Origin of the sequence: Hymenobacter sp. BRD128, from assembly GCF_013256625.1 — a bacterium.
Taxonomy (GTDB): Bacteria; Bacteroidota; Bacteroidia; order Cytophagales; family Hymenobacteraceae; genus Hymenobacter.
In genome coordinates this window covers 742,830-766,571 of sequence record NZ_CP053908.1, presented here as the reverse complement: position 1 = coordinate 766,571, position 23,742 = coordinate 742,830, and the positions used below count along the sequence as shown (strand labels likewise).

General features: G+C 63.6%; 25 protein-coding genes. 7 read left to right on the top strand and 18 right to left on the bottom strand.

The window, feature by feature from the left end; genetic code table 11:
- Positions 1-69: 69 nt before the first annotated feature.
- Positions 70-1,068, bottom strand: a complete 999-nt coding sequence (gene mgrA / locus GKZ68_RS03505) for an L-glyceraldehyde 3-phosphate reductase (protein ID WP_173110758.1) — start codon at positions 1,066-1,068, stop codon at positions 70-72.
- Positions 1,069-1,252: 184 nt separating this feature from the next.
- Here mgrA and GKZ68_RS03500 point away from each other — a divergent pair, with 184 nt between their 5' ends.
- Entirely contained in the window at positions 1,253-3,226 is a 1,974-nt protein-coding gene (locus GKZ68_RS03500) for a CocE/NonD family hydrolase (RefSeq protein WP_217275304.1), read from the top strand.
- Between the two features lie 119 nt (positions 3,227-3,345).
- On the top strand, positions 3,346-3,843 hold the full coding sequence (locus GKZ68_RS03495; RefSeq protein ID WP_217275303.1) for a cupin domain-containing protein: 498 nt from the start codon (positions 3,346-3,348) through the stop codon (positions 3,841-3,843).
- A 73-nt stretch (positions 3,844-3,916) separates the two neighbouring features.
- Here the strand turns inward: GKZ68_RS03495 and GKZ68_RS03490 are convergent, their stop codons facing one another.
- From GKZ68_RS03490 to GKZ68_RS03460, 7 genes are all read right to left on the bottom strand, one after another.
- Complete coding sequence (locus tag GKZ68_RS03490; RefSeq protein ID WP_173110754.1) at positions 3,917-4,303, bottom strand: nuclear transport factor 2 family protein; 387 nt, start codon at positions 4,301-4,303, stop codon at positions 3,917-3,919.
- A 64-nt stretch (positions 4,304-4,367) separates the two neighbouring features.
- Positions 4,368-5,462, bottom strand: a complete 1,095-nt coding sequence (gene dinB / locus GKZ68_RS03485; RefSeq protein WP_302052006.1) for a DNA polymerase IV — start codon at positions 5,460-5,462, stop codon at positions 4,368-4,370.
- Between the two features lie 36 nt (positions 5,463-5,498).
- Positions 5,499-7,121, bottom strand: coding sequence for a PAS domain-containing sensor histidine kinase (locus tag GKZ68_RS03480; protein ID WP_173110752.1), 1,623 nt, complete (start codon positions 7,119-7,121; stop codon positions 5,499-5,501).
- 84 nt (positions 7,122-7,205) lie between these two features.
- Complete coding sequence (locus tag GKZ68_RS03475) at positions 7,206-7,514, bottom strand: circadian clock KaiB family protein (RefSeq protein ID WP_173110750.1); 309 nt, start codon at positions 7,512-7,514, stop codon at positions 7,206-7,208.
- A 9-nt stretch (positions 7,515-7,523) separates the two neighbouring features.
- Positions 7,524-7,853 carry a circadian clock KaiB family protein gene (locus GKZ68_RS03470; protein ID WP_254244146.1) on the bottom strand — a complete coding sequence of 110 codons (330 nt, stop codon included), beginning with the start codon at positions 7,851-7,853 and terminating at the stop codon, positions 7,524-7,526.
- A gap of 20 nt (positions 7,854-7,873) precedes the next feature.
- Positions 7,874-9,613 carry a circadian clock protein KaiC gene (kaiC, locus tag GKZ68_RS03465; RefSeq protein WP_173110748.1) on the bottom strand — a complete coding sequence of 580 codons (1,740 nt, stop codon included), beginning with the start codon at positions 9,611-9,613 and terminating at the stop codon, positions 7,874-7,876.
- 67 nt (positions 9,614-9,680) lie between these two features.
- Positions 9,681-10,292: a sce7726 family protein gene (locus GKZ68_RS03460; RefSeq protein ID WP_173110746.1), complete on the bottom strand. Its 612-nt coding sequence runs from the start codon at positions 10,290-10,292 to the stop codon at positions 9,681-9,683.
- 52 nt (positions 10,293-10,344) lie between these two features.
- Here GKZ68_RS03460 and GKZ68_RS03455 point away from each other — a divergent pair, with 52 nt between their 5' ends.
- The gene (locus tag GKZ68_RS03455; protein ID WP_173110745.1) at positions 10,345-10,737 is read left to right on the top strand and encodes a group III truncated hemoglobin; all 393 of its coding nucleotides are present in this window, start codon (positions 10,345-10,347) and stop codon (positions 10,735-10,737) included.
- A 35-nt stretch (positions 10,738-10,772) separates the two neighbouring features.
- Positions 10,773-11,267: a DinB family protein gene (locus GKZ68_RS03450; RefSeq protein ID WP_173110743.1), complete on the top strand. Its 495-nt coding sequence runs from the start codon at positions 10,773-10,775 to the stop codon at positions 11,265-11,267.
- 194 nt (positions 11,268-11,461) lie between these two features.
- On the opposite strand, the gene GKZ68_RS03445 is transcribed toward GKZ68_RS03450, so the two are convergent.
- The 7 genes from GKZ68_RS03445 to GKZ68_RS03415 form a co-directional block, all read right to left on the bottom strand.
- Complete coding sequence (locus tag GKZ68_RS03445) at positions 11,462-12,136, bottom strand: MIP/aquaporin family protein (protein ID WP_173110741.1); 675 nt, start codon at positions 12,134-12,136, stop codon at positions 11,462-11,464.
- A 106-nt stretch (positions 12,137-12,242) separates the two neighbouring features.
- Positions 12,243-13,292: an arsenosugar biosynthesis radical SAM (seleno)protein ArsS gene (arsS, locus tag GKZ68_RS03440; RefSeq protein WP_173110739.1), complete on the bottom strand. Its 1,050-nt coding sequence runs from the start codon at positions 13,290-13,292 to the stop codon at positions 12,243-12,245.
- Between the two features lie 69 nt (positions 13,293-13,361).
- Positions 13,362-13,694: an arsenosugar biosynthesis-associated peroxidase-like protein gene (locus tag GKZ68_RS03435; RefSeq protein ID WP_068229436.1), complete on the bottom strand. Its 333-nt coding sequence runs from the start codon at positions 13,692-13,694 to the stop codon at positions 13,362-13,364.
- 54 nt (positions 13,695-13,748) lie between these two features.
- Positions 13,749-14,576: an SDR family oxidoreductase gene (locus GKZ68_RS03430; protein ID WP_254244145.1), complete on the bottom strand. Its 828-nt coding sequence runs from the start codon at positions 14,574-14,576 to the stop codon at positions 13,749-13,751.
- On the bottom strand, positions 14,566-15,588 hold the full coding sequence (locus tag GKZ68_RS03425) for an NAD-dependent epimerase/dehydratase family protein (protein WP_173110735.1): 1,023 nt from the start codon (positions 15,586-15,588) through the stop codon (positions 14,566-14,568). The genes GKZ68_RS03430 and GKZ68_RS03425 overlap by 11 nt, the downstream gene beginning before the upstream one ends.
- Before the next feature lie 3 nt (positions 15,589-15,591).
- Positions 15,592-16,281, bottom strand: a complete 690-nt coding sequence (locus GKZ68_RS03420) for a TIGR04283 family arsenosugar biosynthesis glycosyltransferase (RefSeq protein WP_173110733.1) — start codon at positions 16,279-16,281, stop codon at positions 15,592-15,594.
- Positions 16,282-16,355: 74 nt separating this feature from the next.
- Complete coding sequence (locus GKZ68_RS03415) at positions 16,356-17,450, bottom strand: BamA/TamA family outer membrane protein (RefSeq protein WP_173110732.1); 1,095 nt, start codon at positions 17,448-17,450, stop codon at positions 16,356-16,358.
- 99 nt (positions 17,451-17,549) lie between these two features.
- Here GKZ68_RS03415 and GKZ68_RS03410 point away from each other — a divergent pair, with 99 nt between their 5' ends.
- From GKZ68_RS03410 to GKZ68_RS03400, 3 genes are all read left to right on the top strand, one after another.
- Complete coding sequence (locus GKZ68_RS03410; protein ID WP_254244144.1) at positions 17,550-18,362, top strand: DUF547 domain-containing protein; 813 nt, start codon at positions 17,550-17,552, stop codon at positions 18,360-18,362.
- 42 nt (positions 18,363-18,404) lie between these two features.
- Complete coding sequence (gene arsM, locus GKZ68_RS03405) at positions 18,405-19,373, top strand: arsenosugar biosynthesis arsenite methyltransferase ArsM (RefSeq protein WP_173110730.1); 969 nt, start codon at positions 18,405-18,407, stop codon at positions 19,371-19,373.
- Between the two features lie 84 nt (positions 19,374-19,457).
- Positions 19,458-20,069 carry a DUF6134 family protein gene (locus GKZ68_RS03400; protein ID WP_254244143.1) on the top strand — a complete coding sequence of 204 codons (612 nt, stop codon included), beginning with the start codon at positions 19,458-19,460 and terminating at the stop codon, positions 20,067-20,069.
- A 101-nt stretch (positions 20,070-20,170) separates the two neighbouring features.
- Here the strand turns inward: GKZ68_RS03400 and GKZ68_RS03395 are convergent, their stop codons facing one another.
- The 3 genes from GKZ68_RS03395 to GKZ68_RS03385 form a co-directional block, all read right to left on the bottom strand.
- A complete protein-coding gene (locus GKZ68_RS03395; protein ID WP_173110728.1) occupies positions 20,171-20,692 on the bottom strand; it encodes a rhodanese-like domain-containing protein in 522 nt (173 codons plus the stop codon).
- Between the two features lie 145 nt (positions 20,693-20,837).
- Positions 20,838-22,298 carry a cellulose synthase family protein gene (locus GKZ68_RS03390; protein ID WP_173110727.1) on the bottom strand — a complete coding sequence of 487 codons (1,461 nt, stop codon included), beginning with the start codon at positions 22,296-22,298 and terminating at the stop codon, positions 20,838-20,840.
- Between the two features lie 78 nt (positions 22,299-22,376).
- Positions 22,377-23,729, bottom strand: a complete 1,353-nt coding sequence (locus GKZ68_RS03385; protein ID WP_173110725.1) for a 4Fe-4S dicluster domain-containing protein — start codon at positions 23,727-23,729, stop codon at positions 22,377-22,379.
- Positions 23,730-23,742 lie beyond the last annotated feature (13 nt).

The following is a 23,742-nucleotide window of genomic DNA, read 5'->3' as shown; positions in this document are numbered from 1 at the left end:
GAGTACTGCTTCGCGGTGCTCGGCCTGCCGTTCTTTTTTCTGGGCAGTGCCACTGGGTGGCTCAAGAGACTACGCCCCCAGAATAGCGTCAATCTCAGCCAGCTCGTCGGTACTGAACTGGTAGTTTTTCAGGCAGCCCACGGCGTCGAGTACCTGCTGCGGCTTGCTGGCGCCGATGATTACCGACGTCAGGCGCGGGTCTTTCAGCACCCAAGCCAGGGCGAGTTGAGCCAGCGTCTGGCCGCGCTGCTGGGCCAGGGTGTTCAGCCGGCGCGCTTTTTCAATATTGGCCGGGTTGAGCTGGCTTTCCTCGATGGCGCCGTTGCCAAGCTTGCGGGCAGCCCGCGAATCGGGCGGCACACCCTGCAAGTACTTATCAGTGAGCACGCCCTGGGCCAGCGACGAGAACGCAATGCAGCCCACGCCCTCGTCGGCCAGCGCGTCGAGCAGGCCGCGCTCGGGGTCGCGCACCAGCAGCGAGTACTTGGGCTGATGGATGACGCAGGGCGTGCCCAGCTCGCGCAGCACGGCGCAGGCCCGGCGCGTTTCGTCGGGCGAGTAGCTGCTCAGGCCCACGTACAGGGCCTTGCCCTGGCGCACCAGCGCATCGAGCGCGCCCATGCTTTCCTCAATGGGCGTGGCCGGGTCGGGCCGGTGGTGGTAGTAGATATCGACGTAGTCGAGGCCCATGCGGCGCAGGCTTTGGTCGAGGCTAGCCACCAGGTACTTGCGCGAACCGCCGTCGCCGTAGGGGCCGGGCCACATGCCGTAGCCAGCCTTGGTCGAGATAATTAATTCATCGCGATAAGGCTTAAAATCAGTCTTATACAGCCGGCCAAACGTTTCTTCGGCCGCGCCGGGGGGCGGGCCGTAGTTGTTGGCCAGGTCGAAGTGCGTCACGCCCGCATCGAAGGCCGTGCGCAGGATGTCACGGCAGCCGCCTAGGGCGTTCACTTCGCCAAAATTTTGCCACAAACCCACCGAAATGGCGGGCAGGCGCAAGCCGCTACGGCCGCTGCGGCGGTATTCCATCGAGTCGTAGCGGGTGGGGCTAGCCAGGTAGGTCATAAAAATCTGTTACTAATCTTTGATTATCAATCGTTTGTCATTGCAAGCCTGCGAACCAATCGCACCCGCACGCTATCCGAACGAAGCCGTTCTGATGCGATTGCTTCGCAAGCTCGCAATGACAAACGATTTTGAATACGGCGCAGCGGCAATTATGCGTTAAAATCTGCTATTTTGCTGCCCTATGTCTCGCTTTTTATTTTTCCTAGGCCTGGCCGGGCTAGCCCTGGCTGCCCGGCCCGCCGCTGCCCAAACCACCGCTGCCACCCGCGCCCAGGATTCGGCCTTCGTGCGCCAGAACTACCGCAAGGTCGAGCAGCTCATCCCGATGCGCGACGGCACCAAGCTAGCCACCATTCTCTACGTGCCGCTCGATGCCGCCAAGGGTCACCCCTACCCCTTCCTGCTGGAGCGCACGCCCTACTCGGCCGGCCCGCGCGGGGCCGACAGCTACCTCACCCGCGGCCCCGGCCCCAGCCGCGAGCTGAGCCAGGAAAAATACATTTTCGTGTATCAGGACGTACGCGGCCGCTACCTGTCCGAAGGCCAGTTTGAGGAAATGACGCCCGCGCTGGCTAGCCACCCCACCAAGGCGGCCAAAGGCAAAAACGCCCCCCACGACGAAAGCACCGACACCTACGATACCATTGAGTGGCTGCTCAAAAACGTGGCCGGCAACAATGGCCGCGTGGGCATTATGGGCATCTCGTATCCAGGGTTTTACGCCAGCGCCAGCCTGCCGTTTGCGCATCCAGCGCTCAAAGCCGTGTCGCCGCAGGCGCCGGTTACGGATGAGTTTATCGGCGACGATGCCCGGCACAACGGGGCATTTTTCTTGCTCGATAATTTCGATTTCACCAACTATTTCGACGTGCCCCGGCCGCAGCCGCTGGCCGAGTACCAGCAGCTTTTTCCGCTGAAAATCGCGGACGCCTACCAATTCTTCCTCGACCTGGGGCCTATTAAAAATGCTAATCAGACCAAGTACTTCAACCAGCGGGCGCGCATCTGGAACGAGTACTTGGCCCACGACACCTACGACGCCTACTGGCAGGCGCGCAACATCCGGCCGCACCTCACGGGCGTGAAGCCGGCCGTGCTCGTAGTGGGCGGCTGGTTCGATGCCGAAGACCTGTTTGGCGCCCTGCACACTTACCAGGCTATCGAGAAGCAGAACCCCGGCGCCACCAACCGCCTCGTGATGGGCCCCTGGACCCACGGCGCCTGGAGCCGCCCCGACTGGAGCAAATTTGGCCCGCTCAGCTTCGGCCAGAACACCGCCGCCTACTACCGCCAGCAGTTGGAAACGCCGTTTTTCAATTATTATCTGAAAGACAAAGGCACGTTTAACGCGGCCGAAGCCACGGTATTTGACACGGGTACGAATGAGTGGAAAACCTACCCGGCCTGGCCACCGAAGGCTAGTCAGCTGCGCCCATTTTATTTTCAGCAGGATGGTACTCTTTACGGAGTAGCAGAAGGGCAACTTGCTCCTTATCAGAAAATAGCTAACCACGTTACTAGAGCACCAGTTATTCCGACGCCGCTCGGCTTCTCCGAATACATCAGCGACCCGGCCCACCCAGTGCCTTATGCCGAAGGCGTGCTGAGCAGCCGCAACAACGAGTATATGGTGCAGGACCAGCGCTTTGCCGCGCAGCGGCCCGACGTGCTTACCTTCCAGACCGCGCCGCTAGCCCAGGATATGACCGTGGCCGGCCCGCTAGGGGTATACCTCTGGGTGAGCACTTCGGGCACCGACGCCGACTTCGTGGTGAAGCTCATCGATGTGCTGCCCGACGATGCCGTGGCCGACCCCGCCGCCCCCAGCACCACGCTGCCCGGCACCCAGCGCCTGGTGCGCGCCGACGTGTTTCGGGGCCGCTACCGCACGGGCTTTGACAAGCCGACCGCCTTTCAGCCCAACGTGCCTACCGAAGTAAAATATGAGCTGAACGACGTGCTGCACACCTTCAAAAAAGGCCACTGCCTGCTGGTGCAGGTGCAAAGCACCTGGTTTCCGCTCGTGGACCGCAACCCGCAGCAGTTCGTCAACATCTCCACGGCCGAGGCCGGCGACTTCAAGAAGGCCACCATCCGGGTGTACCACGAGCCGGGCCACGCCTCCAGCCTCACGCTGCCGGTGCTGGGGCGGTAGGCCCACCCTAGCCACGCGGCGGCCGTACAAGCAGTTCTATGAAACGGCGCCACTTTCTTCCGCTGGTAGGGCTAGCGCCCCTGGGCCTGGCCGCCGCCAGCTTGCGCAGCGCGCGACTTATGCAACCCGAAAAGCTGTATTTCAAAGACGACGGCACCATCCCGAATAGCCACTATCCGCTACTGGTGTACCGGCAGGCCTTTACGGCCCGCGATGCGGCCGGCGCGGCGTGGCTAGAAAACCACTTTGCGGCGAATGGCTGGACTAACTCCTGGCGCAATGGGGTGTACCCGTTTCACCACTACCACAGTACCTCGCACGAGGTATTGGGCGTGTATGCCGGTTCGGCGCTGCTGCATATGGGCGGCGAGGCAGGGCAAAAGGTGCGCGTGCAGGCCGGCGACATCCTCGTTATTCCGGCCGGCGTAGGGCACAAAAACCTGGGCAGCGACAACCTGGGCGTAGTCGGTGCCTACCCCGATGGCCGGCACTGGGACGTGAACCGAGGCCTGCCCGGCGAGCGCCCGCAAACCGATAAAAACATCGCCGCCCTGCCCCTACCCCGCACCGACCCGCTGCTAGGCAACACTGGTGGCTTGCTCAGCATTTGGCGGTAAAGCCAGTATATACCCCAAAAAGAACGTCAGGCTGAGCCTGACGTTCTGGGTTATTAGGCGTAGGTCGGTTTGGCTAGCTAGCCTGCTTCTGAGCGTGCCAGAGCACCAGCTGCCAGCCTTTAGCGGCGTCTTTGATATACACCACCACGTACTTGATGCGCGTGAAGCTGGGCTGCCCGTCGGCACCGGGGCCGAGGTCAATCTGGATGAGCGCATTGACGACGGCCGTGCGGTCATCGTTATAAGGGCGCACCACCATGTTTTCAATATCCACCTGGTCGTAGCGGCTCTGGCCGCTGGCAATGGAAGCGAGGTAGCTCACCTTGTTGTCCTGGTGGCCGTTGGAGTGGGTATAGATGAGGTCGTCGGCGAAGATGCTTTCGAGCGTGGGCAGGTCTTTGGCAATTTGGGCGTCGAAGCGGCGGCGCTCCAACTGTTCGATTTCTTGAATGGCAGGCATCTAAGCGAAGTAAGGAGGATTGAATAACACAACAAAGAACGTCATGCTGAGCTTTTGTCACTTTCTAAAAAAGCGTGAGCTGTCCGCCGTGGCTAGCCGGGGCCGTTTCCCCGTCCAGATTCGACAACGCCAGGCCCAGCAGACGCACGCCTTTGGGCACAGGCAGGAGCGCGGCCAGAATTTCCTGGCCGGTGCGCAGCAGCGAAGCTTCGTCGGGCACGGAGGCGGGCAGCGTGCGGCTGCGGGTTATCTGCTGAAAATCAGCGTACTTTACTTTTAGCGTGAGCGTGCGGCCCGACTGGCCGGTGCGCTGGCAGTAGGCCCACACTTTGGCGGCCACTGGCAGCAGGGCGGCCAGCAGCGCGGGTAAGTCGTGCAAATCGTGGGCAAACGTGGTTTCGGCGCCCACCGACTTGCGCGGGCGGTCGGGGCGCACGGGGCGGTGGTCCTCGGCATGGGCGATAGCGTGGTAAAAGCTACCCGCCTTGCCAAAGTGCTGGCGCAGCAGCGCCTCGGGCTGCTGGCGCAGGTCGGCCCCGGTGAAAATGCCCAGCGCGTGCAAACGCGCCGCCGTGGCCGGCCCGATGCCGTGAAACTGCCCCACCGCTAGCCCCTCCACAAAGGCCAGCCCCCGGCCGGGCGGAATCACAAACTGGCCGTTGGGCTTGCGGTGGTCGGAGGCCAGCTTGGCCAGAAACTTATTGTAGGAAATACCCGCCGAAGCCGTGAGCTGGGTGCGCGCCAGAATTTTGGCGCGCAGCTCGCGGGCCACCTGGCTAGCCAACGGCTCGTGCTTGAGGTTGTGGGTCACGTCGAGGTAGGCCTCGTCGAGCGCCACGGGCTCGATGAGCGGCGTGTACTCGGCCATAATCTCGCGCACCTGGCCCGACACTTCCTTATAGACCTCGAAGCGCGGCGGCACAAACAGCAGCGCGGGGCACAGGCGCCGCGCGGTGCTGGCCGGCATGGCCGAGCGCACCCCGTATTGCCGGGCCTCGTAGCTGGCGGCCATCACTACGCCGCGCGCGCGGGTGCCGCCCACGGCCAGGGGCCGGCCGCGCAGGGCGGGGTCGTCGCGCTGCTCCACGGAGGCATAAAACGCGTCCATGTCGAGGTGAATGATTTTGCGCGGCGCGGCGGCCGGCGTAGTTGGCGTCACGACTACAAATTTAGCCCGGCCCGCCCGCTGGCCTCCTTACTGCGGCAGCAGCACCGTGAAGGTCGAGCCCACGCCCAGCTCGCTCTCGACGGCGATGCGCCCGCCGGCGTTTTCCACCATCTTCTTCACCATAAACAAGCCAATGCCACTGCCCTCCACGTGGCTGTGCAGGCGCTCGAAGAGGCCGAAAAGCTTGCGCAGGCCGGCTGGACTGATGCCCAGACCATTATCCTGCACCGAAAGGCGCACCTGCCGGCCCTCGGGCTGGGCCCGCACGCGCACGCGCGGCAGCCGGTCGGGCGAGCGGTACTTGAGGGCGTTGTTGAGCAGATTATAAATGAGGCTGCGCAGGTTTTTTTCCAGGAAAGTAACCGCCACGTGGTCGCCCAGGTCCAGGTCGAGCTGCGCGCCGGTGCTGCGGACCAGCGGCGCCAGGTCGAGGCACACATCGTGCAGCACGGGGGCCAGCGGCACCGGGGCAGCGGGCAGGCCGTGCTCGCGATGCAGCTTGGCCACGTCACTGAGCTGCTCGATGGTACGCTGAAAACGCTCGACCGACTTGGTGAGCATACCCAGAATGTCATTGACCGGCGGGCGCTGCCGGGCCTCGATGGGCAGCTCGTCGGTGAGGGCCACCAGCAGGCCTTCGATGTTGGTAATCGGCCCCTTAAGGTCGTGCGAGGCGGTATAGATGAAATTGTCGAGGTCCACGTTCACGCGGGTAAGCTCCTCGTTGTTGTCGCGCAGCAGGCGCTGGGCCTGGGTGATGCGCTCCTGGGCCACCTTGTGCTCGTGAATGTCGGTATAGGTGCCAATCCACTGCACCACCTCGCCCTGCTCGTTGCGCGAGGGCAGGGCGCGGCCCAGCATCCAGCGGTAGTCGCCAGCGGCGCTAAGAATGCGGCACTCCAGCTCCAAAAACTCTTGGTTGGCTAGACTACGCTCCCAGCGCTGCATACAGGTAGCAAAGTCGTCAGGGTGAATACGGCTGGCAATCTGCTCAGCCGAAACGGCCTGCTCACCTACATAGTCAAACCAGCGTTGGTTGAGGTAGGTGGTGGCCCCAGTGAGGTCGGCCGTCCAGGCTATCTGCGGAATACCTTCGAGCACGCGGCTCACCTCGGCGGCGGCACGCTCCACGGCCTGGCGGGCGGCCTGCTGGCGCACCAGTTCCTCATTTTTGCGGTCGAGCAGGGCATTCTGCTTAACCACGACGGAGCGAATCGTCGAGATTTCCCTATGGGCCGACATATCGGCCAGCAGCACCGCCAGCGTGGGTGTGCCGCTAAAGGTGAGCACGTTCATCGACACTGAGAAGGGACGCAGGGCGCCGTCGCGGCCGTTTTGCAGCGGCAGCTCGCCGCGCGCGTGCGTGTTCCAGCCCACTAGCCACAGCTCAGCCCAGTAAGCCTGGTACTTAGCCGGGATAAAATCGGTAAATGGCCGCCCCAGCAGCTCGCTCAGGCTGCAGCCCAGCGCGGCAGCCAGCGCGGCATTGCAGTACAGTATCAGGCCATCGGGGCCGAGCAGCACGGCGCCCTCGCTCATCTGCTCGATGAGGTGGCGGTAGCCATAGTCGGCGCTTTCGAGGGTAAAAATGCGCGGCCCATCGGCCCCCTGAATGGCTAGCGCATCGACGGCCCCCGTACGCACGGCCACAATCAGCTCCTCAGCCTCGCGCAGCCGCTGGCGCAGCTCTTCGTTTTCCTGGGCCAGGGCGGTGGCGGGGGAGTCATGGGGTGGCTAGGGCAGGTGGTCTATTCCTAATACTGCTAATACGGTGGCCCGGTTCGAGAGGTCGCCGATGAGCTGGCGGCGGGGCAGCGGCTGCTGGCGCACCAGCGTCGGGGCCGCGATAATCTGCTCTTCCCCGGCCAGCTGCGGCTGCTGATACATATCAATGATACGCAGCACGTAGCGGCCGGCCAGGTACTGCTCGCAGATTTCCTTGATATTGCGCACGGCCCGCGTCGAGTTGGGGGTTGCGCCCGCCACGTACAGGCGCAGCACGTAGAGCGGCTCAGCAGGCACAGCCGGCGGGGAAGGGTCCATTGCCACGGCCTAGCGGTGCTGGGGCCGTAAGTCGAGCCCCACGATAACCCGCTCCTCGTTGGAGAGGTCGCCGATAACCTTGCGGATGGGCTCGGGCACCTTACGCACTACCGTGGGAATGGCCAGAATCTGGTCGCCCTCGGCCAGCTGCGGATGCTGCATCAAATCAATTACTTCGAGCTGGTAGCGCCCGGCTACGTACTGCTCGCAGTAGCGGCGCAGGTTGGCCAGCGCCGCAATCGACTTGGTCGTTTGGCCGGCCACGTAGAGGCGCAGCTCCCAGGTTTCGCCGGCAGGTAGCTCGGTACCATTCGTCATTTCTTCCCTCACTTCCATCATAACTTACAGTCATACGGCGCTTAGGGCCGGGCGTTGGTCTGGGGAGTTAAATAATCGGTGGATAGGCCCGTGGCCAGGGCCGAGCGGCCGTCGCGCAGGGCCGCTTCGCGCGTCTGCTCTTCGTCGCTCACGCGGCGCAGTTCTTCTTCGACGGTTTCAAACTCGGTGCGCAGGTTGGCAATGGTCGCCTCCAGCACGCGGCGCTTGCGCTCCAGCTCGCGGTCGCGGCGGTCGGCCTCGTGCTGCTTCACCACGCGCTGGGCTTCTTCCTGAATGCGCTGGGTGAGGCGGCCCGCGCCGGTAATAATACCTTCGGGGCCGATAATGACGTCGAGCAGCTGAATGCCGTGGCTGGTGACGAGAAACTCGCGCACCTGATTGGAGTGCGACATCCCCCGGGCTTTCAAGATGCTGAGCCCCCGGTTGCGCTCACCCACGCCTTCGAGGTCGCGCACCGAAATCCAGGTATCAACCAGCGACGATACGCCTTCCTCCGTCATTTCCATCTGCCCGTTGCGGGCGCTGATGAGTGCCGTAAATAAGGCCGTAATCCCGTTAACCTTCAGAAAGTCAATCATCCGCGTGAGCATGCTACGCACTTCGCTCAGGCTACCCACCGACACCAGGTTGCTGATGGGGTCGATAACCACGGCCTCGGGCCGGTAGTCACCGATGGTTTTGTGCAGCGTCACAAGGTGGCGCTCCAGGCCATTGAGCGTGGGGCGTGAGGCTTCGATGCGCAGCAGACCCTGGTCTACGTAGGGCCTGAGGTCGATGCCCACCGACAGCATGTTGCGCATGAGCTGGGCCGGCGATTCCTCAAACGCGAAGTAAAGGCAGCGCTCGCCGCGCCGGCAGGTTTCGGCGGCGAAGGAGGCGGCCAGGGTGGTTTTGGCGGTGCCGGCCGTGCCGGTGAGCAGCACGCTGCTGCCCCGGTACCACCCCTTGCGCGTGAACATTTCATCGAGGCCCGGCACGCCCGACGAGATAATCTCGTTCGACACCGTGTGCTCGAGTTTGAGCGAGGTAACGGGCAGCACCGAAATGCCGTCTTCGCTGATGAGGTACGGGTATTCGTTGGTGCCGTGGGTACTGCCGCGGTATTTCACAATGCGCAGCCGGCGGGTGGTTATCTGGTCGATTACGCGGTTATCGAGCAAAATCACGCAGTCCGACACGTACTCTTCCAGTCCTTGCCGGGTGAGTGTGCCATCGCCCCGCTCGGCGGTGATAACAGTCGTTACGCCCTTGTCCTTGAGCCAGCGAAACAGCCGTCGAATCTCGGAGCGCAGCACCGCTTCGTTGGGAAAGCCCGCAAACAACGCCTCGATGGTATCGAGCACTACGCGCTTGGCCCCAATGCTGTCGATGGCGTAGCCTAGCCGAATAAACAGGCCGTCGAGGTCGTACTCGCCGGCCTCCTCTATCTCGGAGCGGTCGATATGCACGTGGTCGAGGCGCAGCTGCTTATCGGTCTGCAGCTGCTTGAGGTCGAAGCCTAGCGAGGCCACGTTAGCGGCCAGCTCGTCGGCCGTTTCCTCGAAGGTCATGAGCACGCCCGGCTCGTCGTACTCCTGAATACCGCGCACCAGAAACTCAATGGCCATCAGCGTTTTGCCGCAGCCCGCGCTGCCGCACACCAGCGTGGGGCGCCCCAGCGGCAGGCCACCTTCGGTTATTTCGTCGAGGCCCTCGATGCCCGTGGGAGCCTTCGGCAGCTTCGGCAGGGTGGCCGCCGATGAAGATGAAGCTGTTTGCATAAAAAGATAGTCAGCGCAGAATTGTCCGGAAAGTTACGGCTCCGGCTAGGGAAAATCTGCGGGCGGGCTAGCGTTTATTTTTTTGGCGGCGCGCCCGCCGGGCGGCCTGCTGCTCGCGCTCGGCCCGGCGCGCCTCGCGCAGCAGCAGGCGCTCGGGCAGCCGGGCCATGAGGCGCTCGCGCACGTACTGGGCCAGGTGCGAGAGCGGAATAGTGTGCGCGCTGCGCAGGTACTGCGCCACCTCGCGCTGGCGCAGGGTGCTGGCCCCGGCTAGCCCCCGCGCCAGCAGGTACTGCTTTATTTCCTCGACCCACAGCAGGCCGGCCAGCGGGGCGCGCTGCACGGTGGCATTGTAGCCGGCCGGGCGGTGCGGGCGCAGCTCATCAGTACCGGCCGGGGCCACCAGGATGCCCACCCACTCGGGCAGCCGCGGCAGCAGCTTGGGCAGGTGCTTTTCGGTGACTACAAACGTGACGAAGTCATATACCTCGGCGTAGCAGCGCAGTTGGTTTTCAACGCGCTGCAAGGTGTCGCCGTCGCCCTTTACCTCGTAGCCGTGCATGAAGTGCTCGGTGATGTGCACCACATCGGCGCGGGTACTGCCGGTGGGTAGCTCGTCGATGTACACGCCGCCCAGTAGCAGCGGGTAGAGCCGGGCGCGGATGGCGGGGTCGTTCATTTGTACCTTCAAAAGTAAAACGGGCGGCCCCGCACGGCGCCCGCCGCGTGCCATGCTACCCGATATTACCACCGAAGCCGACGTTAAACTTTTAGTAGACAGCTTCTACGAGCGCGTGCAGGCCGACCCCGTGCTGGCCCCGGTTTTTATAGATTTTGCGCACGTCGATTTTAGACACCACCTGCCGCAGCTCTACGATTTTTGGAGCGGCATCTTATTGGGTACCAGCCGCTACCAGGGCTTTCCCCTGCGCAAGCACTTCCCACTGCCCATTGGGCTGGCGCATTTTGAGCACTGGCTAGCCCTGTTTCAGGCCACGGTCGAGGCGCATTTTGCTGGCCCCACCGCCGAGCTGGCCAAGCAGCAGGCGCTGCACATCGGGCGGGTATTTGCCACCCGGCTAGGGCTGCTCAGCGCTCCTGATGGCGCCCGCCCCATCGGGTAGCAGCTACCTTTCGAACTATCTTTTCTTTTCTTCTAATGAACCAGTCTACCCGCGCCGCCCTCGTGGCCGAACTCACCCAATTACTTGCCGGTGGGAATGCCCACGTTACTTTCGAGCAGGCCCTCGCCGGTTTGCCCGCGCCCCTGCGCAACCAGGTCGTGCCTGGGGTACCCTATACCGTTTGGCACCTGGTGGAGCACCTGCGCCTTGCGCAAGCCGATATTCTGGAGTTTTGTGTAAACCCGCGGTACGTAGCCCTCGATTGGCCCGCCGACTACTGGCCCGACAAAACCCTGGCCGTGGATGAGGCCGGCTGGCAGGCCACGCTGCACGCCATCGCCCACGACCAGCAGCGGTTTACCGACTTGCTGAACGACCCGGCCACCGATTTTTTTAAGCCGCTAGCCCACGGCGAGGGCCAGAACATCTTACGCGAGGCGCTGCTCATCGGCGACCACGCCGCGTATCATATCGGCGAGATTATTCTGCTGCGTCGATTACTGGAGGGTAAATACAGCCCCCACGCGTAAAGGCCTATTTTTTAGGCTTGAATGCCGCCCCACTAACTTATCGTGGCAAGCTTTTCCCGGCAGCGCCCACTCAACAGCGGCAATACAGCGCATCCCCTATTGACCGGCAGCAAGGGTGGCAATTGGTTACTGACGGACTTCCGCGCTGGTTTTGTGGCCCGTAGCGGGTCATCGTTTTGCGGCCTTACCGAAGGCTATAGGGCGGAGTCTTTTAATGGCCTGGGTTGCAAAAAGTGGTCAACCAGTACGGCTAGCAGCGCGCCAGCTACTGGGGCCGCTACGTAAACCCAGGCAGCGGTTAAATTACCGCTCAGCAGGGCGGGCGCCAGTGAGCGGGCCGGGTTCATGGAAGCTCCGCTGAGGGGGCCGCCGACCAGCGCTTCGAGCCCCACCGTGGCGCTGATGGTAAGCCCAACCAGCAGCCCTTGCTCGTAGTAGCTCGACGTAACGCGCAGGATGACAAGCATGAGCCAGAAGGTAAGGCCCAGCTCGATGCCAAACGCCTGCCCCGCCCCGTGTGCGGGGAGCGTTGCCCCCAGCGACGAGCCAGGAGTAGCCACCAGCCACACTAGCCCGCTCCCGATAAGGGCACCGGCTAGCTGGGCCAGCACGTAGGGCCCGACCCGGCGGCCCGGAAAACGCCCCGCCGCCCAGAACCCGATGGTTACCGCGGGGTTAACGTGGGCGCCGCTCACGTGGCCAAGGCTTTGAATAATAATCAGCACTATCAGCCCAAAAGCGGCGGCCACGCCGCCGTGGCCCAGGTTGTGCGCTTGTTCGTCTACTACCACCGCGCCGGTACCAAAAATCAGCAAAAAGGCAGTGCCAAGCACTTCGGCCAATAGACACTGTCGGAAGGTGGGGGTCATACGAAGGCCGGGTTTGGGGCCCAGCAGGCCAGGCACTCAGAAACAGAAGGAAAGCGCCTGCTTTAGGATGATTATTAGCTATGGTCATGCTGGCCACCGGCCCTGCCTATGCCACGGTGCCGCCGCAGCTGGAGCCCGCCCCGGCCGTGCAGCCGTAGCAATGCTGGTTGACCACGATGGCCCGCTGGGCGAGAGCCACCGCGTCGAAGTCGCGAATATGCTGGCTAGGGCTAGCCACGTGCAGGTCGAGCATCTGGTTGAAGTCGCAGTCGTAGAGGCCACCATCCCACCCTACGGAAATGGTATCGCGGCACATCACGCCGGCCGCTGCCGCCGGGTTAAAGGCAGTAACGAGCTTTTCCATGTAGCCGGCGTAGTTGCCCGATTCGACGAGGTAGTCGAGGAAACGACTCACCGGCAGGTTGGTGATGGCAAATAAGCTATTGAAGACAATGCCGTGGTCTTTGAGCAGCGCCCGCTTAAACTGCTGCTCCAGCGCCGCCTGCGGGCCGGGCATGAACGCGCCGGCCGGGTTGTACACCAGGTTCAAAATTAGGCCGCTGCCGGGCTGGCCGTAGCCCACGGCGTTCAGCATTTGGAGGGCCTGAATGGAATCGGCAAACACGCCGTCGCCGCGCTGGCGGTCGGTTTTATCGGCTGAGTAAAATGGCAGGGAGCTAACGACTTCCACCCCGTGCTGCTTGAAGAACTCGGGCAGGTCGTGGTACTTCTTATTGGCCACGATGATAGTCAGGTTGCAGCGCACCAATACTTTACGACCTAGCTTACTGATTTCTTCCACAAACCAGCGGAAGTCGGGGTTCATCTCGGGCGCCCCGCCAGTGAGGTCCACGGTCGGAATATCCGTCTGCGCCAGCGCATCGAGGCAGAGCTGCATCGTGTCGCGGGTCATGATTTCCTTGCGGTCGGGGCCGGCATCCACGTGGCAGTGCTTGCACACCTGGTTGCACATCTTGCCCACGTTGATTTGGAGCACCGCCGGCGCCACCGGCCGCAGCGGAAACAGGCCCGCCGCCTGCATCTTCTGGTGAAAAGGCGGCAGGTGCAGCACCTCCACCACTTCCTGACGCAGCACGGTCAGCTGAAAAGCCGAATCGGCTAGTTGGTTGCCGGTGGCCTTAAGAGATTTTGTCATGATGAGTAGCGCGAACTTTCAGTCCGCGTCAGGAACGTTCAAACGCGGACTAAAAGTCCGCGCTACGGTTTACATGGATAACTCTTTAACTTTATTCATCATCTGCACACCGTGCACCAGGGTGGCGCCGCCGCGAATGGCCGCGGCCACGTGCACGGCCTCCATCATTTCGGGCTCGGTGCAGCCTTTTTCGAGGGTGTCGGCCGAGTAGGCGTCGATGCAATAAGGGCACTGCACGGCGTGGGCCACGGCCAGGGCAATAAGCGATTTTTCGCGGGCCGTGAGGGCACCTTCGGCGAAAACAGCGCCGTAGTAGGCGAAGAATTTATCGGCAAACTCTTTCTGAAACTCGCCGATGTTGCCGAATTTTTTGAGGTCGGCAGGGTTATAATACGTTTCCATGCGCAGGGTTTAAAAAAATTACGAAAAAAGAGTGGTAGTCAGATTGCCGGCCGGCTACTCGTAGAAGTTGCGCAATCGGCGCTGGGAAGTTAGCACCACCCAGTCGCCGAGCCGGGGCAGCAGCGCATGCACCACCAGGATAAGGCGGCCCAGGGCCGAAATAACGGTGCGCCGCCGCCGCCGCCGGATGTGGCGCACAATAATGGCCGCTACCTGCGCCTGCGACTTTTGCCAGCGCGGCGGGCGGTGCGCAATGGGCACGGGCCGGCCCAGCGCGTCGAGCACCCGCTTGTCGGGGTCGTTCTGGGTAAAGCCGATGTGCACTACGCCGAAGTGCACGCCCGTGTCGGCCAGCTCCAGGCGCAGGGTGTGGGCCAGGTTGGCCAGCGCGGCCTTGCCGGCGCAGTAGGCCGAGCCGCTGGGCATGCCATTGAGGGCCGAGATGGAGGAGATAAACGTGACGCTGCCCCGGGCCCGCAGCAGGTGGGGCAGCGCCGCCTTGAGGGGATATACCGAGCCGTACACGTTACTATCGAGCACCCGCCGAAATACTTCGGGCTGCATAGCAAGAAAGTATGCGCGCATGGAAATGCTGGCGTTGGTAATCAGGATGTCGAGCCGGCCGAAGCGGGCGATGGCCACCGCCACCAACTGCTCGCAGGCGGCATAGTCGGTGACGTCGGCCACGCAGGCGGCCACCTGGAAGCCCTCGGCGGCGAGGGCCTGGCGGGTGTGCTCCAGGCGCTCGGCCTGGCGGCCGTTGAGCACCACGGCCGCACCCTGCTGGCAAAAGGCGCGGGCTGTTTCGCGGCCGATGCCCGACTCGGACCCCGTAATCAAGGCGACTTGGCCCGTGAGCGGGCCGCTGGGGTTACTGGACATAGCCGTGGGTGGTAAACCAGTCGAAGGCCTCGGCCACGGCTTGTTTGATGGATGTTTGGGGAAGCGACAATTCGCGGCGGGCTTTCTGCGGGGTAAAGTAGTGGCCATCGTTCGCCACGGCCACCATCGCCGAATTTACCTGGGCCGGCCGACCGGTGAAGAAGGCCTTGAGGTCGCACACCGCGCCGTAAAAGTTGGCCAGCGGCGGCGGCACCGGCCAGCGGGGCGGTGATACGCCCAGCACCTTGGCGATGAGGGTAAAGACTTCCTGGTAACTCAAGTTCTCGCTGCCCAGAATGTACGATTCGCCCACGCGGCCCTGTGTGAGGGCATTGACGGTAGCCACAGCCACATCGTGCACGTGCACGTAATTTTTACCCCCTAGCGGGTAGCCAGGCAGGACGCCGCGGTGCAGCTCCAGCAGCAGGGCGCCCGAGGTAGGCTTGGCATCGCCGGGGCCTAGCATGAAAGTGGGATGTACCAGCACGGCGGGCAGCTGCTCGCGGGCTACGGCGCCTAGCACGCGGTCGGTAGCGGCGCGCTTGCTATCTATGTAGGCAAGGCCGTAGCGGCGGCCGGCGTAGGGCCGGGTCTCGTCACCGGGCCGGGCTTTGGTGCCAAAGCCGAAGACATTGGCTGTGCCCACGTACACCAGACGCTCTACCCCTCCCTTGCGGGCTAGCCGCAGCGCCTGCTCGGTGCCGTGGATATTGGTGTCCCAAATGGCCCGGCTGCGGGCTGGATTCACCTGCGCCAGCGCGGCGGCGTGGATAATGGCCCCGCAGCCATTAATAGTATCGGCCAGGGCCTCTTTACGCATTATTTGGGATAAGTCCAGCTCACACACCTCGATAGGTAATGTCTGCAAGGGTGGCAGGGATGAAGTGCCCGTCGCTAGCCCCGGGCCGGACCGCACCACCGCCCGCACGGGGTAGCCCCGGTGCAGCAGTTCGGCCACGAGGTGGCGACCCAAAAAGCCGTTGGCACCGGTCACGAGCACGCGAGGAAGCATGGGCTAGCGGTAGTTGAGCAGCAGCTTGTAGGTGCGGGCAATGCGGGGCGGCGGCAGCTTGAGGAAGTACATGGCGAAGGCCGTCAGGTTGGCCAGCTGCACGCGCAGCCAGCCATTGGTTTCGTACTTGCGGGCCGACACCACCACATTGAGCGGCACAATGTGAAAGCTAGCCACCCGCCGAATGCGCTGAATAATCTCGAAGTCTTCCATAATGACGAACTGCTCGTTGAAGCCTCCTAGCTGCTCGAACAGTGCCCGCGTGACAAACAGCGTCTGGTCGCCGCCCCGGCTCATGATGCCTTTAAAGCGCGTGCCGTAGCTATTAATACGCAGCAGCGGGTGCTCGGAATCGAACCGGAAGCGGTAGCAGCCGGCCGCGTGGCCCCGGGCCACGGCCGCCCGGATGGTGGCGACGTAGTCGGGGTGAATGCCCACGTCGGCGTGCACAAAGTACAGCACCTCGCCCTGGGCCTGCTGCGCCCCGTAGTTCATCTGGGCGGCGCGGCCGGGCCGGGGCGAGTCGAGCACGGTGGCCCCGGCGGCGCGGGCCGCGGCGGCGGTGCCATCGGGGCTGCGCGCGTCTACTACCAGAATTTCGATGGCCTGGGGCGGCGCGTGGCGGCGCAAGTCGGCCACCAGCCGGCCGATGTTGGCCGCTTCATTATACGTAGGGATGATGACGCTGAGCATGGGGCAAAACTGCTACGGGACTGCAACTTCCGGCTTAATTGCCAAAGACGGTGCTAAAGCCAATGCTAACCAGATTAAAAAGCCTCTCCTACAGTCAAATAAAAGCCGCTCGACTGCTGCCCCACGCCATAGTCGAGCCGCACGTTGAGGTGGTCGCGCCGGTTGGCCGTGAAGCGCAGGCCGGCCCCGCACGCCCCTTTTGGGTCCCGCAGGCGCAGCGGGGTCTGGTCATCGCCGAGCGTACCCACGCCGCCGAACACCACGGCCCCGAGCCGCTTGTAGACGTCCAGGCGCACCTCAGCTTGGATTAGCGTTGCGTTTTGGTCGCGGTAGCGGCCCTCGTAGTAGCCGCGCAGCCGCCGCGAGCCGCCCAGCAGCGAAAGCGCATTAAACGGCGCCGTGCCCACGACAAAGCTAGCGAAATAGTTGACGGCCAGCACGGCGTGCTGACCCAAGGAATGGTATTCCGACACATCGGCCACGTACCGGTCGAAGCGCGTCGTTTCGCCGGCCGGGCCCGCGCCCGCTGCCCGGTTCCGGATGAAGTAGCTCAGGTCGGCCACTACTCCCTTGCGGGGAAAGAATACGTTGTCGCGCGCGTCGTAGAACAGGCCCAGCCCGCCGCCCGTGAGGCGGCTGCCCCGGCCGCCCGCCACCGTGCCGCCCGCCAGCAGCCCGCCCGCCGCTACGCTGCTTATGCGGTAATCTTCGTACTGGTAGCGCAGGCCGGCGTAGAGCCGGCCCCGCCCCAGGCCAGCGCCCACGCGCCGGAAAGCATTGACCCGTACCCGCGGAAAATTTACGCCGTACAGCTCGCGCGGCAACTGCTGCTGCCCCAGGCCGTAGAAATAATAGTTGTAGCGATAGTAGCCCGCCTCGCCGTAGGCATAGTAGCGGTTGTGGTCGTAAAAGGCCTGGAAAGGCAGGTACAGCAGCAGCTGGTGGTTCTGGGTGTAGGCCAAGGCCAGCGTGAATTGCGAAGGGCGAGCGGCCGCAAAGCCATCGTCGCGCCGAAAGCGAATCGTGGCCGTGGCCGCCCCGCCGTAGGCTAGCCGGGTTTCGGGCGTGTAGTACACGATGGGTACCGGAATCAGGGCCAGGCGTTTAGGGAGCACCGTATCGGCAGGGGCTAGCCCGGCAAAGCTCAGCAGCACGGTGACTAGGGGCATGGGAAGCTGAACAAATTTCCGAAGTCTACGAAATAGCTGCGGCAGAAGGATTGCCGGCCGGCAATCTTTGCTACCCCCGTTTGCCGTAGATACCTTCCGATGAACAAGCTCATGAAAACCTCGACCCTGGCCGCCCTGACGCTAGCCGCCGGCACGCTGACCGCCGTGGCCGTGGTGGGGCCCCGCCTGAACCCCGTGCCCACCCCGGCCTACACCGCTGCCGCCGCCAGCACGCCCGTCGACCACGGTGCGTTCGACAAGCTGCTCAAAAAGCACGTTACCGCGCAGGGACTGGTCAGTTACGTGGGCTTTAAGGCCGACGAAGCGGCTTTTAATCAGTACCTGGCCCTGCTGAGCAAGAACCCGCCGGCCGCCAACTGGAGCAAGGCCGACCAGATGGCCTACTGGATAAACGCTTACAACGCCTACACCATCCGCCTCATCCTCGACCACTACCCGGTGCAGAGCATCAAGGACATTGGCTCGAAAATCAAGATTCCATTCGTGACCACGCCCTGGGCGGCTAAATTTTTCAGCATTGGGGGCGAAAAAATGAGCCTCGACAACATCGAGCACGGCATCCTGCGCAAGAAGTTTGACGACCCGCGCATCCATTTTACCCTGGTGTGCGCCTCCATTTCCTGCCCCCGCCTGCGCAATGAGGCCTACACCGCCGCACAGCTGGAAAAGCAGCTGGATGACCAAGGCCACGACTTTTTAAATAACCCGGCCAAAAATAAAATCAGTAAGCCGGACGCCCAGCTCTCGAAGTATTTTGACTGGTACAAGGGCGATTGGGAAAAGAACGGGCAGTCGGTGGTGAAGTGGGTGAACCGCTACTCTGCCACCAAAATCGACGCCAACACCAAGATTACCTACCTGGATTACAACTGGAATCTGAACAAACAGTAGGCACCCGGCTTAGCTTCACAATACATTTCTTCGCCCCCCTTCATGAGTTACCTCGAAACAACCGCCGACGTGTACCGCCAGGCGGCCCAGGAGCCCCAGGTGGGCCTCTGCTGCACCACTAACCCCGTCTGGCAGTTGCCCGGCCTGAGCATTCCGCAGCGCATGCTGAGCATGAACTACGGCTGCGGCAGTACCGTGAACCCGCGCGACCTGACCAACTCGCCCACCGTGCTCTACGTGGGCGTGGGCGGGGGCATGGAGCTGCTGCAGTTTGCGTATTTCAGCCGCCGCCCGGGGGCAGTGATTGGCGTGGATGTGGTGAGCGAAATGCTCGATGCCTCGCGCGCCAACATGCAAACGGCCGAAGAGCAGAATGACTGGTTCCGGAGTGAGTTTATTGATTTGCGCGCCGGCGATGCCCTGCACCTGCCCGTGGCCGACGAGAGCGTGGACGTGGCGGCCCAAAACTGCCTGTTCAACATCTTCAAGCTCGACGACCTGCGCCGCGCCCTGCAGGAGACGTACCGCGTACTCAAGCCCCACGGCCGCCTCGTGATGTCGGACCCCACCTGCGAGCAGCCCATGAGCGACGAGCTGCGCGCCGATGAGCGCCTGCGCGCCCTGTGCCTCACCGGCTCGCTGCCCCTGCAAGAGTACCTGAATATGATTACCGAAGTAGGCTTCGGCACCGTGGAAGTGCGCGCCCGGCGCGCCTACCGCGTGCTCTCGCCCCAGCACTACGCCACTGATGAGCTGATTTATATCGAGAGCGTAGAGGTGTGCGCCATTAAAGACCCCATGCCGGCCGATGGCCCGTGCATCTTTACGGGTCGCACCGCTATCTACTATGGCCAAGAAGAGTATTTTGACGACCACAAGGGCCACGTGCTGCTGCAAAACCAGCCCCTGGCCGTGTGCGACAAAACTGCCGGAGCCCTGGCGGCGCTGGGCCGCGACGACCTGTTTATCTCGCCTTCTACCTACCACTACGATGGCGGGGGCTGCTGCTAAGCGGCTAGCCTAATCCTCTGCACAAAGAACGTCATGCTTCCCGGCGGTCAGCATGACGTTCTTTCGTTTAATGCTTAGTAACTAATGGTGTTACTCACCCTGCTTTTTCTTAGTGCCCCGCCAGCGCCGGCCGTGGCCACCCGGCCCGTCGGGGCCGACGTGCGGCGCTATGGCATCGAGGTAGCGGGCATTCGGGTGGGCACGATGACGGCCACGCGGCAGGCCCCGGTGGGGCCCGACCAGGTGTACTCGCTGGTGAGCGACGTGAAAGTGAACTTTCTGTTTTACCACCTCAAGATTTACTATCAGGTAACCAACCATTTTCGCAACGGCCAGCTGCTGCTCTCGACGGTGGAGGCGCACACCAACCAGGGCGACTTTGCCTCGAAGGCCGAGTGGAAGGGCGACCACTACGACATCGTGGCCGACCAGTACAAGCACCACTACAAGGCTACCGAGACGCAGCCCATTCGCTACGCGGTAACCAATATGTTTTTTGGTGAGCCACCGGCGGGGCAGGCCCGGGCCTTTGCCGAATACTTCGGTGACTACTTTGCCCTGACCAAGGGCCAGCCCGGCACGTACCAGGCGGAGCGCGACGGCCGCGAAGATGAGTACCACTACACCAACGGCCAGCTGGTTACGATTATCAAGAAAAACCCGCTGAAGAACTTTATCATCCGCCTGCTACCCTAGCGGGGCGGCCGGCCCAGTGCTAGAGGCTAGGGGTAGCAGGCGAGCTGCGCAGCTGCTCGCCTGGGCTCGGGCTAACCAGGGTTTTGCCGACTCGCAGTGCACTACTGATACACTTTCTGGCCGCGCTGCAGCCAGATGCCCCAGGCAGGCGAGTAGGCGTGCACCCGCGCGGTGGGTTGATTGGCGCCCGTATAAACCGGCTGGCCCTCGTTGACCCACTCGAAGAGGCCGCCGAAAAGGTTGCGCACGTTGGTAAAACCAGCCTGCTTGAGCTGGGCGCCGATTTTTTCGCTGCGCGCCCCTACCGAGCAGTACACCACGATGGGCGTATCCTTGGGCAAATCGTGCACTTCGGCCAGCGAGAAGGCAGTGTAACCCACCAGCCGCGCCCCGCGCAAATGGCTAACGGCAAACTCCGGGGCCTCGCGGGTGTCCAGGAGAACGGGGGCCGGCGCGTGCCGCAGCTGGGCCACGCTCACAAAAGGCACCGACTCGTGGAGCAGCCCCCGCAGCATGGCCGAGTAGAGGCCGTTGGTGGTGGAGGGTGCGGCGGGTTTGCGGCGCAGGCAGACTACCAGCCCTACCAGCGCCAGCACCCCCAGCCCAAGGAAAAACCGTTTCATAGGTGATTGCTGAAAAAATAAAACTACTTGGCGAGCCAGGCTAGCCGGGCGGCCACTTCGCTCGCTACGTAGTGCGGAGACGCCCCGGCCAGCCGCCTAAGCTACGGGGGCGCAGCCGGGTAGCGTTCAGCAGGACCGGCACGCCTTAGTCGCTGGCTAGCCACTGCCGCAGGGCATAGCCGGTGAGCGTGCCGAAGCCCACTACCAGCAGTACATGAAACGGCACCAGGCCATAGCGGCCGTAATAAACCCCGGCCGTTAACCCCGCCAGAAAATACAGCGTCAGCACGCCCTCGGCCAGGGGGAGCTGGCTAGCTTCGCGCGGGTGGTAGCGGTGAGCGGGCCGCGCGGGCACGTGCCCGGCCCCCAGCTTGGGGGTGCGCACGAAAGGCGAGGCCCGGCGCAGAAAGCCCAGCAGCACCGCCCGGGCGTTGCGCAGCGCCAGGCCCATCGACAAGGCCAAAAAGAGCCCGAGCGTGGGCCCGAACCAGCGGCCGGCGGGCGGCCCCGCCCGCTGCCAGGCGGTGTAGTAATAATAAACCAAGGGCAGCAGCAAAAGCACAAACCCGGCGGCAAGCTCGAAAGCGGGCTCGAACGCAGCCTGGTGAGCCCGCACCGCTACCAGCGGCACGCTCAGCAGCGCCATTACCAGGATAACGGCAAACACGGTACTATTGAGCAGGTGAAACGTGGCATGCAGCTTGGTAGCCACGGACAAGGCCGGGGCGCGCCACACGTGGCCGAGGTGCTTGCGGGCGGTTTCGGCGGCACCCTTGTTCCAGCGGTGCTGCTGCGACTGCAGGGCATCGAGGCGGGCCGGCAGCTCGGCCGGCGCCACCACCTGGGGCAGGTAGCGAAAGCGCCAGCCGCGCAGCTGGGCGCGGTAGCTCAGGTCAAGGTCTTCGGTAAGCGTATCGGCGTGCCAGCCCCCGGCGTCGGCAATGCAGGTGCGCCGCCACACGCCGCCCGTGCCGTTGAAATTGAGAAAGTGCCCCCCCGCCTGCCGGCCCACCTGCTCCACCAGAAAGTGCGCGTTCAGCCCGAAGGCCTGGAGGCGCGTGAGCAGGGAAGTGTCTTCGTTGAGGTGGCCCCAGCGGGTTTGCACCATCCCGATGTCGGGGCTGTCGAAATACGGGATGACGCGCCGCAGAAAATCCGGCGCGGGCAGAAAGTCGGCATCGAAAATGGCGATAAGCTCGCCGTCGGTTTCGGCCAGGCCGTGGGCCAGGGCCCCGGCCTTGTAGCCGTGGCGGGTGGGGCGGCGCACGTGGGTAATAGCCGTTCCGAGCGCCCGGTGGTGCGCCACGCGGGCGGCGGCCAGGGCCACGCTCTCATCGGTCGAGTCGTCGAGCACCTGAATGCGCAGGCGACCGGGCGGGTAGTCGAGGGCGGCGGCGGCCTCGATGAGGCGCGCAACCACATTCAGCTCGTTGTACACGGGGAGCTGCACCGTCACCAGCGGCCACGTGGCGGGCGCGGGCGGCGCGGGCACGGGGCGGGCCCGGCGCGCCAGCCGGGTAAGCTGCCACTGCGTGAGGCTAAAGCCAAGCATAAACACCAGGCACAGCAGGTAAACAACGACCAGCCCGGTTTCGAGAAAAAGCATTATTGAACAGGAAACGGAAATACCCGGCGGCTAGCGGCGGCCGACGACGTGCTTTTTGCTTCGCGGGAGCAGCCTGCGCTACAAAATTCGCAGCGAATCGGCGTGGATAAAGGCGGAGCCGGCCAGCCGGCCTGCCCGCGGGCCATTCTCCAGGTTGAGCACGCCGCGGGGGCAAGCCGTGGCGCAGAGGCCGCAACCCACGCAGGCCGCCCGCACAATGGGCGCGCCGCACTGGGCATACTGCTTCACGTCGATGCCCATCTCGCAGGCGTTGGAGCAGTTGCCGCACGAGATGCACTGCCCGCCGTTGGTGCTGATGCGAAAGCGCGAGAAGTGCTTCTGCAACAAACCCAGGTAAGCAGCCATGGGGCAGCCAAAGCGGCACCACACCCGCGAGCCCAGCAAGGGGTAAAACCCTACCCCGACCACGCCCGAAAACACGCTCCCAATCATGAAGCCGTAGAACTGCCCCAGCGGGCCCGTGACCACGCCCAGCGCCGGCACTGCCCCCGACGCCCCCAGCCACAGCAGCGCCGTGAGCAGCACAATCAGCCCCAGAATGGGGTAGATGAGGCGCACCTCCCAGCGCCAGGCCTGGCGGCTTTTGTCGGAGAGCTGGCGGTAGGCATCGCCGGCGGTTTCGGCCAGCCCACCGCAGCCGCACACCCAGGCGCAGTACCAGCGCTTACCCAGGAAGTAGGTCAGGACCGGCGTGGCTACGAAGGCCATCACCACGCCCCAGAAGACCATAAACACCCCTAGCCCACCGCCGTGCAGCAGCTGCGCTACCGTGCCGGGAAAAAGATAGTCGTACTTCAGCGGCCAGAAATAGGTGAAGTAGTACTCGGGCTGCTGCAGGGCCAGCAGCAGGCCCGGCAGCAGAAAGCTAAAGCCCAGTTGAAAGAACATCACCGAGGCCGTGCGCGCCAAGTGATAGCGCGAAAAGCGGTATTTCCACAGCGCCCGGCCGCCCAGCACCAGCACCGCCAGGGTGTAGAAGGTGCCGTAGAGAAACCACTGGTCGGCCACCCGGTGGCGCAGGCTCTGGCTGAAGGGGTCGAGGGCGCGGATAAGGTTGGTGAGCAGCCACGGAAACCAGTACAACACCACGTAGAAGCCGGTGAGGGCTAGCCCGCTAGCCCAGGCCACCGCGCCCCGGCTGGTACTGGCGCGCCGCCAGAGGTCGTGCGGGTGCCAGCCAGCCTCGGCGCGCCCAAACGCCAGCCACGCCCAGGCCAGCGCGCCGCCGCTGAGCAGGGCCAGAGCAATGCCCAGGCTCAGCTGCGCGCGGGCGGCATCGGCATCGGCCGCGGCGGCCAGCAGCGCCAGCAGGCCCAGGGCTACGGCCGCCAGAGCTGGTTTTTCGCCGGGCGGGGTAGCCGCCGCCGGCGGCGGCGCCAGGGCCAGCGAAGGAGCAGGAAAGTCTTGCATGAGTTGGTCTTAT